This is a genomic window from Sphingomonas sp. 2SG, assembly GCF_005503285.1.
GTDB lineage: Bacteria > Pseudomonadota > Alphaproteobacteria > Sphingomonadales > Sphingomonadaceae > Sphingomonas > Sphingomonas taxi.
The window spans coordinates 27,541-40,855 of the sequence record NZ_SCMZ01000018.1; the positions used below are offsets into that span (position 1 = coordinate 27,541).

The 13,315-nt window shown below is 68.2% G+C and carries 13 protein-coding genes; 4 read left to right on the top strand and 9 right to left on the bottom strand.

Annotated features, from left to right (window positions below):
* Positions 1 to 105: 105 nt before the first annotated feature.
* The gene (gene gltX, locus FFS23_RS09450) at positions 106 to 1,434 is read right to left on the bottom strand and encodes a glutamate--tRNA ligase (RefSeq protein ID WP_137898410.1); all 1,329 of its coding nucleotides are present in this window, start codon (positions 1,432 to 1,434) and stop codon (positions 106 to 108) included.
* 117 nt (positions 1,435 to 1,551) lie between these two features.
* Here gltX and FFS23_RS09455 point away from each other — a divergent pair, with 117 nt between their 5' ends.
* Entirely contained in the window at positions 1,552 to 2,487 is a 936-nt protein-coding gene (locus FFS23_RS09455) for a ribose-phosphate pyrophosphokinase (protein WP_137898411.1), read from the top strand.
* 71 nt (positions 2,488 to 2,558) lie between these two features.
* On the opposite strand, the gene FFS23_RS09460 is transcribed toward FFS23_RS09455, so the two are convergent.
* Both FFS23_RS09460 and FFS23_RS09465 read right to left on the bottom strand, forming a co-directional pair.
* On the bottom strand, positions 2,559 to 2,894 hold the full coding sequence (locus FFS23_RS09460; protein ID WP_137898412.1) for a PilZ domain-containing protein: 336 nt from the start codon (positions 2,892 to 2,894) through the stop codon (positions 2,559 to 2,561).
* Between the two features lie 24 nt (positions 2,895 to 2,918).
* Positions 2,919 to 3,437, bottom strand: coding sequence for a sterol desaturase family protein (locus FFS23_RS09465; RefSeq protein WP_137898413.1), 519 nt, complete (start codon positions 3,435 to 3,437; stop codon positions 2,919 to 2,921).
* Positions 3,438 to 3,568: 131 nt separating this feature from the next.
* Here FFS23_RS09465 and sucC point away from each other — a divergent pair, with 131 nt between their 5' ends.
* The 3 genes from sucC to FFS23_RS09480 all read left to right on the top strand — a co-directional run bounded on the left by sucC (position 3,569) and on the right by FFS23_RS09480 (position 6,653).
* Entirely contained in the window at positions 3,569 to 4,768 is a 1,200-nt protein-coding gene (gene sucC, locus FFS23_RS09470) for an ADP-forming succinate--CoA ligase subunit beta (RefSeq protein WP_137898414.1), read from the top strand.
* A 212-nt stretch (positions 4,769 to 4,980) separates the two neighbouring features.
* Complete coding sequence (locus FFS23_RS09475) at positions 4,981 to 5,727, top strand: electron transfer flavoprotein subunit beta/FixA family protein (protein ID WP_137898415.1); 747 nt, start codon at positions 4,981 to 4,983, stop codon at positions 5,725 to 5,727.
* Positions 5,724 to 6,653, top strand: a complete 930-nt coding sequence (locus tag FFS23_RS09480) for an electron transfer flavoprotein subunit alpha/FixB family protein (RefSeq protein ID WP_137898416.1) — start codon at positions 5,724 to 5,726, stop codon at positions 6,651 to 6,653. Before FFS23_RS09475 ends, FFS23_RS09480 begins: the two co-directional genes overlap by 4 nt.
* A 157-nt stretch (positions 6,654 to 6,810) precedes the next feature.
* On the opposite strand, the gene FFS23_RS09485 is transcribed toward FFS23_RS09480, so the two are convergent.
* The 6 genes from FFS23_RS09485 to FFS23_RS09510 form a co-directional block, all read right to left on the bottom strand.
* On the bottom strand, positions 6,811 to 7,047 hold the full coding sequence (locus tag FFS23_RS09485) for a hypothetical protein (protein WP_038664143.1): 237 nt from the start codon (positions 7,045 to 7,047) through the stop codon (positions 6,811 to 6,813).
* Positions 7,044 to 7,823: a gamma-glutamyl-gamma-aminobutyrate hydrolase family protein gene (locus FFS23_RS09490; protein ID WP_171009438.1), complete on the bottom strand. Its 780-nt coding sequence runs from the start codon at positions 7,821 to 7,823 to the stop codon at positions 7,044 to 7,046. Before FFS23_RS09490 ends, FFS23_RS09485 begins: the two co-directional genes overlap by 4 nt.
* On the bottom strand, positions 7,823 to 8,791 hold the full coding sequence (gene epsC / locus FFS23_RS09495; RefSeq protein ID WP_137898417.1) for a serine O-acetyltransferase EpsC: 969 nt from the start codon (positions 8,789 to 8,791) through the stop codon (positions 7,823 to 7,825). Before epsC ends, FFS23_RS09490 begins: the two co-directional genes overlap by 1 nt.
* 133 nt (positions 8,792 to 8,924) lie before the next feature.
* The gene (locus tag FFS23_RS09500) at positions 8,925 to 10,154 is read right to left on the bottom strand and encodes an MFS transporter (protein WP_137898418.1); all 1,230 of its coding nucleotides are present in this window, start codon (positions 10,152 to 10,154) and stop codon (positions 8,925 to 8,927) included.
* Complete coding sequence (locus tag FFS23_RS09505) at positions 10,141 to 11,349, bottom strand: MFS transporter (protein ID WP_137898419.1); 1,209 nt, start codon at positions 11,347 to 11,349, stop codon at positions 10,141 to 10,143. The genes FFS23_RS09500 and FFS23_RS09505 overlap by 14 nt, the downstream gene beginning before the upstream one ends.
* 335 nt (positions 11,350 to 11,684) lie before the next feature.
* Positions 11,685 to 13,265 (bottom strand): lysine--tRNA ligase, encoded by a 1,581-nt coding sequence (locus FFS23_RS09510; protein WP_137898420.1) that lies wholly within the window; start codon positions 13,263 to 13,265, stop codon positions 11,685 to 11,687.
* Positions 13,266 to 13,315: the final 50 nt, after the last annotated feature.

Consider the following 13,315-nt stretch of genomic DNA (forward strand, 5'->3'; position numbering starts at 1 on the left):
ATTCTCCTGCAGTAAGGGGATGGTACGTTGTATCGTTACGACGTCAAGTGATCCTGCACCGGTGCGGATGACCTCGCCATGACGGATGGTTGGTAAGCTGCCGGCTTAGGCGGACAGCCGCGCCAGCGTGCGCTCGCGCCCGATCAGCGGCAGCAGCGCCGCCATGTCCGGGCCGTGATCGCGGCCAGTCAGCGCCTGCCGCAACGGCAGGAACAGTGCCTTGCCCTTGCGGCCGGTCGTGTCCTTGAGCGTGGCGGTGAGCGCGTGCCACGGGTCGCCCGCCCAGTCGATCGCCTCCGCGGCGGCGGCGGCCTGCGCCAGATAGGCGTGCGTCTCGTCGTCGAACGCCGGTGCGGCGATCGGCCCCTCGATCACCTGCCACCAGTCCGCCGCCTCGGCGACGCGGGTGAGATTGGGGCGTACCGCATCCCATTCCGCCGCGCCCATGCCGGCGGGCAGGCGATCGGCGACGGCATCGAACGGCAATTGATGGACGATGCGCGCATTGACCTGCGCCAGTTCCGCTTCGTCGAACCGCGCCGGCGCCCGGCCGAAGCGCGCGAAGTCGAACGCGGCGATCAGCGGCGCGGGATCGGCGAGCGGCTCGACCGGATCGCTGGTGCCGATCCGCGCGAGCAGGGCGATCACCGCCTGCGGCTCGATCCCCGCCTCGCGGAAATGATCGACGCCGAGCGAGCCCAGCCGCTTCGACAATTTGCCCTCCGCACCGGTCAGCAGCGCCTCGTGCGCGAAGCGGGGCGGCGTCACTTCCATCGCGTCGAACATCTGCAATTGCAGCGCGGTGTTGGAGACATGGTCCTCGCCGCGGACGACATGCGTGATGCCGAGATCGGCGTCGTCGATCGCCGAGGGCAGCATATACAGCCACGAACCGTCGGCGCGGCGGATCACCGGATCGCTCATCGTCTTCGGATCGAAGCTCTGCGGGCCACGGATCAGATCGTCCCAGGCGATCGGCGCGTCATGGTCGAGCTTGAAGCGCCAGTGCGGGCGGATGCCGTCGGCTTCGAGCGCTGCGCGCGCCGCTGCGTCCAACGCGAGCGCGGCGCGGTCGTAGACCGGCGGCAGGCCGCGGCCGAGCAGGATCTTGCGCTTGAGGTCGAGCTCCTGCGCGGTTTCATAGGCGGGATAGATCCGCCCCGCCGCGACCAGCGCGTCGAACCGCTGCTGGTAGAGCGCGAATCGCTCCGACTGGCGCACCTCGGTGTCGGGCGTCAGGCCGAGCCAGCCGAGATCGGCGCGGATCGCCGCGACGAATCGCTCTTCCGACCGTTCGGCATCGGTATCGTCGATGCGCAGCACGAAACGCCCGCCCTGACCCCGCGCGAACATCCAATTGTGCAGCGCCGCCCGGATGTTGCCGACGTGCAGCATGCCGGTGGGCGAGGGAGCGAAGCGGGTGGTGACGGTCATGGGCGGGGCCTAGTCAGTCGGCCGCGCGGCGACAAGCATGTGGCCTTCGCGTCTCGATGCTTTCGATTTTGTGACGGTGGCTCTAAGGCGCGGGGCGATACGGGCGGGAGCTGACCAATGAAATTGATGACCGGCAATTCGAACCTTCCGCTCGCGCGGGCGGTGGCGGCCTATCTCGAGATCCCGCTGACCGATGCACTGGTCCGCCGCTTCGCCGACGAGGAGATCTTCGTCGAGATCCAGGAGAACGTACGCGGCGAGGACGTCTTCGTGCTCCAGTCGACCGGCTTCCCGGCCAACGACAACCTCATGGAAATGCTCATCATGATCGACGCGCTCAAGCGCGCGTCGGCGCGGCGGATCACCGCGGTGATCCCCTATATGGGCTATGCCCGGCAGGATCGGAAGCCGGGCCCGCGCACGCCGATCTCGGCCAAGCTGGTCGCCAATCTGATTACCGTCGCCGGGGCCGACCGCGTGCTGTCGGTTGACCTGCATGCCGGTCAGATCCAGGGCTTTTTCGATATTCCGACCGACAATCTCTATGCCGCGCCGGTGATGAGCGCGGATATCAACGCGCGCTTCAAGGGCAAGAACCTGATGGTCGTCTCGCCCGACGTCGGCGGCGTGGTGCGCGCGCGCCAGCTCGCCAAGCGACTCGACAATGCGCCGCTGGCGATCGTCGACAAGCGGCGCGAACGCGCCGGCGAATCGGAGGTGATGAACATCATCGGCGACGTCGAGGGGCGCTTCTGCATCCTGATCGACGATATCGTCGATTCGGCGGGTACGCTGTGCAACGCCGCCGCGGCGCTGCGCGAGGCGGGGGCGGAGGATGTCGTCGCCTATGTCACGCATGGCGTGCTGTCGGGCGGCGCGGTGGCGCGGGTCGAGGGCTCGGCGCTGCGCGAGCTGGTGATCACCGATTCGATCGGCAATCACGAATCGATCGGCAAGGCCGCCAAGATCCGCCACCTGCCGATCGCGCCGCTGCTCGGCGAGGCGATCAAGCGAATCGCCGACGAGACCAGCGTGTCATCGCTGTTCGATTGACGGCCGCCGCGCTGTCTCGTTTGTGCCAGGGCAGCACGGAGTAAGCGACAGCCCCCGTTGTTGCGTGCCGCTCAGCGCTGCGAGAGCGCGACGATATGGTCGAACACCGCCGGATGCAGCGGCTTGGCGAAGGCGCAGCCGTATTTGAATTTGTCGCGCCACGCGACCACCGCCTCAAGCCCCGCGAGGCCCGGCAGCGTCAGCCACACCACCGTGCCCGGCCAGAGCGTGAAGCTCGTCTCGGCACGGAAGCCCGAGAGCGACAGATCGGTCACCTCGATCTCGAATCGCGTCTGGCCGCGGTCGCGCAGATGCGCCCGCATCTTGACCGACTTGCGCAGCGCCTGACGGGCTTCCTCACCCGGCTCGGCCGGATCATAGGGTGGCGTGAAAGTCGGCTGTTCCATGACCCGGACACTGGCAGCGATTGGTTACTTTTCTGCCAACGTCTGCTCCGCGGCCGGTGCGCGCACCCCCTGGCGACCACGCCGTTTGAGTTCGGCCTTGAGGTCTTCGGGCCGCGGCGCGACGAGGAAGCCGAAGCTGACGTTGCCCTCGCGCGTCTCGACGACGTGATGCAGCCGGTGCGCCTGGACGATGCGCCGCATGTACGCCGATCTCGGCAGATAGCGCGTCGGGATCCGCTGGTGGACGATGATGTCGTGGAAACCGAAGTAGATCGCGCCGTAAGCGGCGATCCCCGCGCCGATCCAGACGAATCCCGGCCACCAGCCCCATTGCAGCCCGCCGAGCAGCAGGACGAACGACGGCACCGCGAAGATCGCGGCATAGAGGTCGTTGAGCTCCCATACGCCTGTCCGCTTGCGATGATGGCTCGCGTGCAGGAACCAGCCCGGGCCGTGCATCACCCAGCGGTGCGCGGCATAAGCGAACGCCTCCATGCCAATCACGGTGACGAGGAAGAGGGGGATGCCGTGGAGCCAGGGCATAAGCGCTCCGTCTAATGCGATGCGATTGCAATAACGATCGAACGTGGTTGTCGATCCGGGGTGGATTCGGCGCGCCGCCTGTGCAAAAGGCCGCACCAATCTCCTCTTCATAGCATAACGCGAGGCAGGCCATGAACATCCACGAATATCAAGCCAAGGAACTGCTCGCCAAGTTCGGCGTCCCCGTTCCCGCCGGTTTCGCCGCGCTCAGCGTCGAAGAGGCCGTCGCAGCCACCGAGAAGCTTCCCGGACCGCTCTACGTCGTCAAGGCGCAGATCCACGCCGGCGGCCGCGGCAAGGGCAAGTTCAAGGAATTGGGCCCGGACGCCAAGGGCGGCGTACGCCTCGCCAAGACCGCCGAGGAGGTTCGCGCCGCGGCGACCGACATGCTCGGCAACACGCTGGTGACGATCCAGACCGGCGACGCCGGCAAGCAGGTCAACCGCCTGTACGTGACCGACGGCGTCGACATCGCCAAGGAATTCTACCTCGCGCTGCTCGTCAACCGCGCAACCGGCCGCGTCTCGATGGTCGCCTCGACCGAGGGTGGCATGGACATCGAAACCGTCGCCCACGACACGCCCGAGAAGATCCACAGCATCGACATCGACGCCGCGACCGGCTTCATGCCGCATCACGGCCGCGCCGTCGCCGCCGCGCTCGAGCTGACCGGCGACCTCGCCAAGCAGGCCGCCAACGTCGCGTCAAAGCTGTACGACGCCTTCCTCGGCACCGACGCCGAGCAGATCGAGATCAACCCGCTCGCCGTCACCGACGACGGCAAGCTGATGGTCCTCGACGCCAAGGTCGGCTTCGACGGCAACGCGATGTTCCGTCACAAGGACCTGATGGAGCTGCGCGACACCACCGAAGAGGATGCGATGGAGCTGGAGGCATCGAAGTACGACCTCGCCTACATCAAGCTCGACGGCGATATCGGCTGCATGGTCAATGGCGCCGGCCTCGCGATGGCGACGATGGACATCATCAAGCTCAACGGCATGTTCCCGGCCAACTTCCTCGATGTCGGCGGCGGCGCCAACAAGGAGAAGGTGACTGCGGCGTTCAAGATCATCCTCGCCGATCCGGCGGTGAAGGGCATCCTCGTCAACATCTTCGGCGGCATCATGAAGTGCGACATCATCGCCGAGGGCATCGTTGCCGCGGCGAAGGAAGTGAATTTGTCGGTGCCGCTCGTCGTCCGCCTCGAAGGCACCAACGTGCAGGCCGGCAAGGACATCCTCGCCAATTCGGGCCTCGCGATCGTGCCGGCGAACGACCTGGGCGATGCCGCCAAGAAGATCGTCGCCGAGGTGCAGAAGGCGGCGTGATCCGTCGCGCTTCCCCGCGCGGGGAAGAAGATGCGTAAAAATCTTCGGGCCCGGGCATCATGTCCGGGCCCGATTCGTTTGGCATAGGAAGACTGCCGCTACGGCAAGCGGCATTTCCCGTACCGGACTTGCGAAAGCCGCGGAAAATAGCCATCTCACCCGCCGATGCGACGCCGGAAACGGGTGTCGAGGGCGCAATCGGAAGGAAGCTGATGAAGGTGCTGGTGCCGGTCAAGCGCGTGCTTGACTACAACGTGAAGCCCCGCGTGAAGGCGGACGGGACGGGTGTTGATCTGGCGAACGTCAAGATGAGCATGAATCCGTTCGACGAGATCGCCGTGGAAGAAGCCATCCGCCTGAAGGACAAGGGCGTCACCGAGATCGTCGTCGTCTCGATCGGCGAGCCCAAGGCGCAGGAGACGCTGCGCACCGCGCTGGCGATGGGCGCCGACCGGGCGATCCTCGTCAATAGCGACACCAAGGTCGAGCCGCTCGGCGTCGCCAAGATCCTCGCCAAGATCGTCGAGGAGGAGCAGCCGCAGCTGGTCATCCTCGGCAAGCAGGCGATCGACGACGACAACAACCAGACCGGCCAGATGCTCGCCGGCCTGCTCGGCTGGGGCCAGGGCACGTTCGCGTCGAAGGTCGAGCTGGGCGACGGCACCGTGACGGTGACGCGCGAGGTCGACGGCGGGCTTGAGACCGATTCGTTTCCGCTGCCGGCGATCGTCACCACCGACCTGCGCCTCAACGAGCCGCGCTATGCGTCGCTGCCCAACATCATGAAGGCCAAGTCGAAGCCGCTCGCGCAGAAGACCGCCGCCGATTACGGCGTCGACGTCACGTCGCGGCTGACCACGCTGAAGGTCGTCGAGCCGGGCAAGCGCCAGGCGGGCGTCAAGGTCGCCGATGTCGACGAACTCGTCACCAAGCTGCATGCGATGGGGATTGCCAAGTGAAGACGCTCGTCTGGGTCGAACACGACGGCAGCGCCGTCAAGGATGCCACGCTCGCCGCGGTGACCGCCGCGTCGCAGCTCGGCGAGGTCCATCTGCTGGTCGCCGGCGAGGGCGTCGACAGCGTCGCGCAGGCGGCGGCGAAGATCGCCGGCGTCGGCAAGGTGCACGTCGCCGACGATGCCGCCTACGCGCATGCGCTGGCCGAGAATATCGCGCCGCTCGTCGTCGAGCTGATGGGGCATCACGACGCCTTCGTCGCGCCGTCGACCACCACCGGCAAGAACGTCGCGCCGCGCGTCGCCGCGCTGCTCGACGTGATGCAGATCAGCGACATCCTGTCGGTCGAGAGCGAAGACACGTTCACGCGGCCGATCTACGCCGGCAATGCGATCGCGACGGTCCAGTCGTCGGACGCCAAGAAGGTGATCACCGTTCGCGGCACCGCCTTCGAAAAGGCGGCGACCGAGGGCGGATCGGGCGAGATCGAGGCGGTGGCGTCGCAGGGCGACACCGGCGTGTCGCGCTTCGTCAACGCCGAGATCGCGCAGAACGCGCGGCCCGAGCTGACGAGCGCCAAGATCATCGTCTCGGGTGGCCGGGCGCTGCAGAATGGCGAGAACTTCCATTCGATCATCGAGCCGCTCGCCGACAAGCTCGGCGCCGGCGTCGGTGCGAGCCGCGCCGCGGTCGATGCGGGCTATGTCCCCAACGACTATCAGGTCGGCCAGACCGGCAAGATCGTCGCCCCGGAAGTCTATATCGCGGTCGGCATTTCGGGCGCGATCCAGCATCTCGCGGGGATGAAGGATTCGAAGGTCATCGTCGCGATCAACAAGGACGAGGATGCGCCGATCTTCCAGGTCGCGGACATCGGCCTGGTCGGCGACCTGTTCAAGGTCGTTCCGGAGCTGACCGAGAAACTGTGAGGCCAAGGCGGCGGGCAGCGAAGGCTGCTCGCCGCTGCGATGCGCCCGCCCGTGACACGGAGCGGCGTCGCACGCAAAAAAGCGGCCCGACACCAGCAATGTCGAGCCGCAGTCTACGCCTAGGGAGCTGACCTGGCGTGTTCGTCGAACCGAAAGCCTAGAGTGCGTTGCCCGCGGCCGGCGCGAGCGCATTGTCGGCGGCCGCGTCGTTGGCGAGCGTGATGTCGTTACCGGTGGCGAAGTCGCCGCTGTTGCTCAAGCCGGCGTCGCCTTCCTCGTTGAGGGTCAGCGTGTCGGTGGCGGCGGCATTGTTGCCGGCGTCGGTCTTGGGGCCGCAGGCGGCGAGGCTCAGGGCAGCGAGCGCAAGCGCCGGAGCCAGGATCGTGATCTTCATTCAGTCCTCCGTGTTGAAACTGGGTCGGTGCCGCCGCGCAGGCCGGCGCCGATCAGGGAAAAGAAGGCGCGGCTCGCAGGAGAGTTCGCCGTATCCCATTCGGGATGCCATTGGACGCCGAGCACGTCGGCCCCGCACGGCCGCGCCGAGACGGCTTCGATCAGCCCGTCGTCCGCCGCGATCGCCTCCACCGTCAGGCCGCTGCCGAGACGGTCGATGCCTTGCTGGTGGACCGAATTGACCCGCACCCGCTGCACGCCGGTGGCGTCGGCCAGCCGGCCGCGCGCGCACAGTTCGACGTCGTGGCCGTGGTGGAACAGCGAATCGTAATCGCCCGACCAGGCGCCGCGATGATGGCGGCCGGCGTCGGCGGCGGCGCACAGGCTGCCGCCGAACAGGACGTTGATCTCCTGCAGGCCGCGGCAGATGCCGAACACGGGTTTGCCCGCCTCGATCATCCCGCCGGCGAGCGCCAGCGCGACCTCGTCGCGATCCTCGTCGACGATCTGGTCGTCGGGCAGCGGCCGCGCGCCATAGCGCCACGGCGCGACGTGCGAGCGCGATCCGGTCAGCAGCAGCCCGTCGAGCACCGCGGTGAGCGTCGCGACATCGGTGGCGTCGGGCAGGGCGGGGACGAGCAGCACCGTCGCACCGGCGAGGCGGGTAAGCGGCGCGACGAAGCGGCTGGCGACGGCCTGCACCGGACGCTCCGCCATCTCGCTGCAGCAGAGCACGCCGATGACCGGGCGTCGTTCTGGATCGGCGCGGCGTCCCATCACACCACCGCCGCGACGAGCGTGTCGCGCAACGCATGGCCGGCGGAGGGCGCGAGCAACTTCGCTTCGGGCTGCACCACCACGCCGCCGGGCGGCACGTCGTCGAGCAGCCAGACGTTGCCGCCGATCGTCGCGCCCGCGCCGATCGTCACCCGGCCGAGGATCGTCGCCCCCGCATAGATGACGACGTCGTCGCCGACGATCGGATGGCGGGCATAACGTTCGCGCGGACCGCGCCGCGCGGCGCCGAGCGGACTGCGCGCACCGAGCGTGACATGCTGGTAGAGGCGCACGCCGGTGCCGACGATCGCGGTTTCGCCGATGACGACGCCGGTGCCGTGATCGATGAAGAAGCGTTCGCCGATCCGCGCGCCCGGATGGATGTCGATCCCGGTGCGTTCGTTGGCGAGTTCGGAGATCAGCCGCGCGACGATCGGCGCGCCGAGGTCGTACAATTGATGCGCGATGCGATGGTGCAGGCTGGCGATCGCGCCGGGATAGCAGACGAGGATCTCGTCGGTGCTGCCCGCGGCGGGGTCGCCGAGGAAGGCAGCCTCGACATCGCTGTCGATCAGCCGGCGGATGTCGCCGAGCGTGTCGGCGAACAGGCGGACGATCGTCGCGGCCTGGTCGGGATCGAAGGCGGTGCGCGCCTCCGTCTGCCAATAGCCGAGCTCATGGCCGATCTCGCGCTCCAGCTCGGTGAAGGCGCTGCCGAGCTTGGCGGCGACGAACCGGTCCTCGTCCGCCGGTGCGATCTGCTGCAGGCCGAGACGGCGGGGATAGAGCGCCTCGGCGAGGAGCAGGACGATTCGCTCGATCGCGCCGCGCGAGGGGAAGGCGGCGGCGGCGCGGGCCGGGGTCTGCCGCGTGCGCCAATCGGCGCGGGCGGCGCGCAACGCATCGACCGCCTCGCCGAGCGTGGCGCCGGGGGTGCGCGACGGCAGCGGGGCGGCAGCGGCCGTCACCGGCGCACCCTGCGCGGTCGATCGGCGGAATACAGCGTCGTCATCGTCCGATACCTCCAGCGTGGAAGATATCCCATCGGCTTAGTGGGAATAGGAAGAAAAGCTATCCCGTCGCCAAGAACGACTCATCGGTTCACGGCTCGACCGCGGCAGGCTGGCTTATTTCGGGGTCGGGCAGCGGCGGGATGCGCGCGAGCACGACGCCGAGCAGCAGCGCGAGGCCGCCGAGCGCGAGGCAGAAGAGCGCGACGCCCGGCCAGCCGGCGTGCGTCCAGGCGAAGCCGCCGGCCGAGCCGAGCACGCTCGACCCCAGATAATAAAAGAACAGGTAGAAAGCGGCGCCCTGGCCGCGATTGGCCCGCGCGCGGCGGCCGACCCAAGCGCTCGCGATCGAATGCGCGCCGAAGAAGCCGATCGTGACCAAAGCAATGCCGAGGATGATGAGGACCAGTGCGCGTGCCTCGGTCGCGGCGACGCCGGCGATCAGCAGCACGATCGGCAGCCAGAAGACGCGCCGCCGCCCGACGGTGCCGGCGAACGATCCGAACAGCGCCGAACTCGCCGACCCGAGGATATAGAGGAGGAAGACGCCGCCGACCGCCGCCTGGCTGAGCCCGTAGGGCGGGGCGAGCAGGCGGAAGCCGGCGTAATTGTAGATGGTGACGAAGACGCCCATCAGCAGAAACGCCTCGGCATAGAGCAGCGGCAATGCGCGGTCGCGGAACAGCGCCGCGGCGCCGGCGAGCGGACTGCCGCCGGCGCCGGCGACGAAGCCGCGCGACGGCGGCGCGAGGCGGCGGAACGCCTCGGCCATGACGAGGCCGGCGAGACCGACGCTGCCCAGCGCCCAGCGCCAGTCGGCGACATCGGCGACGAGGCTGGCGACGAGGCGCCCGCCCATGCCGCCGATCGCGCTGCCGCCGATGTAGAGGCCCATCGCCGCACCGACCGAGGCGACGTCGACCTCTTCGGCGACATAGGCCATCGCCACCGCGGGCACGCCAGCGAGCGCGACGCCGGTGAGCAGCCGCAGCGCGAGCAACGTCGTCCAGCCCGGCACCAGCGCGGCGGCGAGGGTCAGCGCGCCGGCGGCGAACATCGCGGCGACCATCAACGGTCGCCGCCCGACGCGATCGGAGAGGATGCCGGCGAACAGGATGCCGATCGCCAGCGGCCCGGTGGCGAGCGACACCGCCAGCGACGCCGCCTCGGCGCTGAGGTGATAATCGGCGGCGAACAGCGGCAGCAGCGGCTGCACCGAATAGAGCAGCGAGAAGGTCGAGAAGCCGGCGAACAGCATGGCGAGGGTCAGCCGCCGGTAGGCGGGCGTCCCCTTCGCCAGCCGCGGGTCACTGGCGGGCATGACGCCGCCCGATCGCGAACGCCGGCAGGCCGCGCTCGACGATCAGCGCGATTACCCAGATCGCCAGGCCGCCGAGCGCCAGCCCGCACCCGACGATGCCGGTCGAGGTCCAGCCGAAGCCGGCGGCGATGGCGAGGCCGCCGAGCCATGGTCCGATCGCATTGGCGGTGTTGAACGCCGAATGGTTGAGCGCGGCGGCGAGCGACTGGGCATCGCCGGCGACGTCCATCAGCCGCGTCTGGAGGACCGCGCCAAGCGCGCCGCCGAGGCCGATCGCGAAGACGTCGAGGGTCATCGTCCAGACGTTGCCGGCGGCGAGCGGGTAGAGCAACAGCGCCGCCGCCGACCAGAGCAGCAGCACGCCTGCGGTCGGCATCAGCGCGCGGTCGGCGAAGCGCGGCACGACGAGGTTGCCGAGCGTCATGCCGGTGCCGAACACGGCGAGCATCAGCGGCACGCTGCGCGGCGTGAGGCCGGTGACCTCGACCAATGTCGCGGCGAGATAGGTGTAGACCGCGAACATGCCGCCGAAGCCGATCGCACCGATGCCGAGCGTCAGCCACACCTGCGGGCGGCGCAGCGCGGTGAGTTCGTGCACCGGGCTGGCATCGCGATCGGGCGCGTCGACCGGCGCGAGCAACGCGACGAGGCCGGCGGTGGTGAGCGCGAGCAGCGCGACCAGCCCGAACACCCAGCGCCAGCTGGCGATCTGGCCGAGCAAGGTGGCGAAGGGCACGCCGACGATGGTCGCGACGGTGAGGCCGAGCATGACCCTTCCGACCGCCTGCGTCCGCCGGTCGGCGGGCACCAGCGACGCGGCGACGAGCGAGGCGATGCCGAAATAGGCGCCGTGCGGCAGGCCGGCGAGGAAGCGGAAGACGAGCATCCAGCCATAGCTCGGCGCGAGGGCGGACAGGCAATTACCGATCGCGAACAAGGCCATCAGCCCGATCAGCAGCGTGCGTCGCGACATCTTCGCTGAGAGCACCGCGATCGTCGGCGCGCCGACGACGACGCCGAGCGCATAGGCGCTGATGACGTGACCGACGGTCGGCGCATCGATGCCGAGCCCGCGCGCGAGATCGGGTTCAAGGCTCATCGCCGCGAATTCGGTCGTACCGATCGCGAAGCCGCCGACGGCGAGCGCGAGATGGACGAGGCCCGGATGGGCCTCGGCGGTTTGGCGTAGGGTCATGTGGATCTTTTAGCCGCCGTTGCTGCGTTGCAGCAAATCAACGGCCGGCGGGCGGGGGTGGTTCCGTGAGGAAATCCTTCCTCGCTTTAGCGGGAGTCCAAGGTTGGATTGCCCCCGGCAATCTAAGATCATGCCGGGGGCATGATCGACCTTGCACTGGGGACCGCGGCCGCAGGCCGTGGTGGAGGGGGCGTCTCCGCATACGACCACGTTCGCCGTATCCTCCCCCTCCGTCAGGCCTTGGGCCTGCCACAGTGCCGGGTCGATCATGCCCCCGGCATGATCTTGAACGGCCGGGGGCCGTTCAACCCGGCACTCCTAGCGGGGAGGAGGAATTAAGAGGTCTTCGCCAATGCCTCGGCGATCAGCGTGCGGCTGTTGGCGATGCCGTACAGCGCGATGAAGCTGCCCATCCGCGGACCCTGTTCGGACCCCAGCAGCGTTTCGTAGAGCGCCTTGAACCAGTCGCGCAGCGTGTCGAAGCCGGCGGTCTTGCCGATCTCGTAGACGACGTTCTGGATATCCTCCGCGCTCGCCTCGGCGGGCAAGGCGGCGAGATCGGCGTCGAGCCGGCGTAGCGCTGCGACCTCGACGCCTTCCGGCGCACGGCGCTTGAGCGTCGGCGCGACGAAATCGCGGGCATAGGCCAGCGCATAGCCGATCAGCCGGTCGAGTTCGGGGTCGCGCTCCGGCGTCGCGTCGGGGACGTAGTTGCGCAGATAGCCCCAGACCTGCTCCTTGCTCGCCTCGCCCATCACGCCGACGAGGTTGAGCAGCAGGCCGAAGGTGACCGGCAGTGTCGCGGTCGGCACCTTGCCGTCGTGGATATGATGCACCGGATTGCCGAGCCGCTGCGCGATCTCCTGCGTCGGGTAATTGCCGCGAAACTGCCAATAATCGTCGACCGCGCGCGGGATGACGCCGAAATGCAGCGCCTTGGCCTTCTTGGGCTCGCGATAGGCGAAGAAGGCGAGGCTCTCCTCGGGGCCGTAGGTCAGCCACTGGTCGAGGCTGAGGCCGTTGCCCTTCGACTTGGAGATCTTCTCGCCCTTTTCGTCGAGGAACATCTCATAGTTGAAGCCCTCGGGCGGACGGCCGCCGAGCACGCGTGCGATCTTGGAGCTTTGCGTCACCGAATCGATCAGGTCCTTGCCCGCCATCTCGTAATCGACGCCGAGCGCGACCCAGCGCATCGCCCAGTCGACCTTCCATTGCAGCTTCGAAAGACCGCCGAGCGCCGACTGGACGATGCGCTCGCCGCTCTCGTCGGTGAAGGCGATCGTGCCGGCTTGCGGGTCGACCACCTCGACCGGCACCTGCAGCACGATGCCGGTGATCGGGCTGACCGGCAGCACCGGCGAATAGGTCTCGCGGCGCTCGGCGCGCAGCGTCGGCAGCATGACGTCGAGGATGCCCCGATAGTGGCGCAGCACGCCCTTGATGGCGTCGTCGAAGCGGCCGCCCTCGTAATAGTCGGTGGACGAGGCGAAGTCGTAATCGAAGCCGAAGCGGTCGAGGAACTGGCGCAGCATCGCATTGTTGTGCGCGGCGAAGCTGTCGAACTTGCCGAACGGATCGGGGATTCGGGTCAGCGGCTTGCCGAGATGTTCGCGCAGCATGTCGCCGTTGGGGACATTGTCTGGCACCTTGCGCAGGCCGTCCATATCGTCGCTGAACGCGATCAGCCGCGTCGGTTGGTCGGAGAGCGCATGGAAGGCGTTGCGCACCATCGTCGTGCGTAACACTTCGTTGAACGTGCCGATATGCGGCAGGCCCGACGGGCCGTAGCCGGTTTCGAACAGGATCGGACTGCCATCCGCCTTGCCGTCGGGATAGCGCTTGAGGAGCTTGCGCGCCTCCTCATAGGGCCAAGCCTTGGAGTCGAGGGCGGCGGATCGCAGGTCGATATCGGTCATGGTGCGCGCGGGACTAAGCACCCCGCGCGCTCACGGCAACTCTCTTGACA

Coding starts and splice junctions, on each gene's coding strand:
- FFS23_RS09460 (WP_137898412.1), bottom strand. CDS start 2,894: ATGGAACAGCCGACTTTCACGCCACCCTATGATCCGGCCGAGCCGGGT.
- sucC (WP_137898414.1), top strand. CDS start 3,569: ATGAACATCCACGAATATCAAGCCAAGGAACTGCTCGCCAAGTTCGGC.
- gltX (WP_137898410.1), bottom strand. CDS start 1,434: ATGACCGTCACCACCCGCTTCGCTCCCTCGCCCACCGGCATGCTGCAC.
- FFS23_RS09485 (WP_038664143.1), bottom strand. CDS start 7,047: ATGAAGATCACGATCCTGGCTCCGGCGCTTGCGCTCGCTGCCCTGAGC.
- FFS23_RS09475 (WP_137898415.1), top strand. CDS start 4,981: ATGAAGGTGCTGGTGCCGGTCAAGCGCGTGCTTGACTACAACGTGAAG.
- FFS23_RS09465 (WP_137898413.1), bottom strand. CDS start 3,437: ATGCCCTGGCTCCACGGCATCCCCCTCTTCCTCGTCACCGTGATTGGC.
- FFS23_RS09510 (WP_137898420.1), bottom strand. CDS start 13,265: ATGACCGATATCGACCTGCGATCCGCCGCCCTCGACTCCAAGGCTTGG.
- FFS23_RS09500 (WP_137898418.1), bottom strand. CDS start 10,154: ATGCCCGCCAGTGACCCGCGGCTGGCGAAGGGGACGCCCGCCTACCGG.
- FFS23_RS09490 (WP_171009438.1), bottom strand. CDS start 7,823: ATGGGACGCCGCGCCGATCCAGAACGACGCCCGGTCATCGGCGTGCTC.
- FFS23_RS09455 (WP_137898411.1), top strand. CDS start 1,552: ATGAAATTGATGACCGGCAATTCGAACCTTCCGCTCGCGCGGGCGGTG.
- FFS23_RS09505 (WP_137898419.1), bottom strand. CDS start 11,349: ATGACCCTACGCCAAACCGCCGAGGCCCATCCGGGCCTCGTCCATCTC.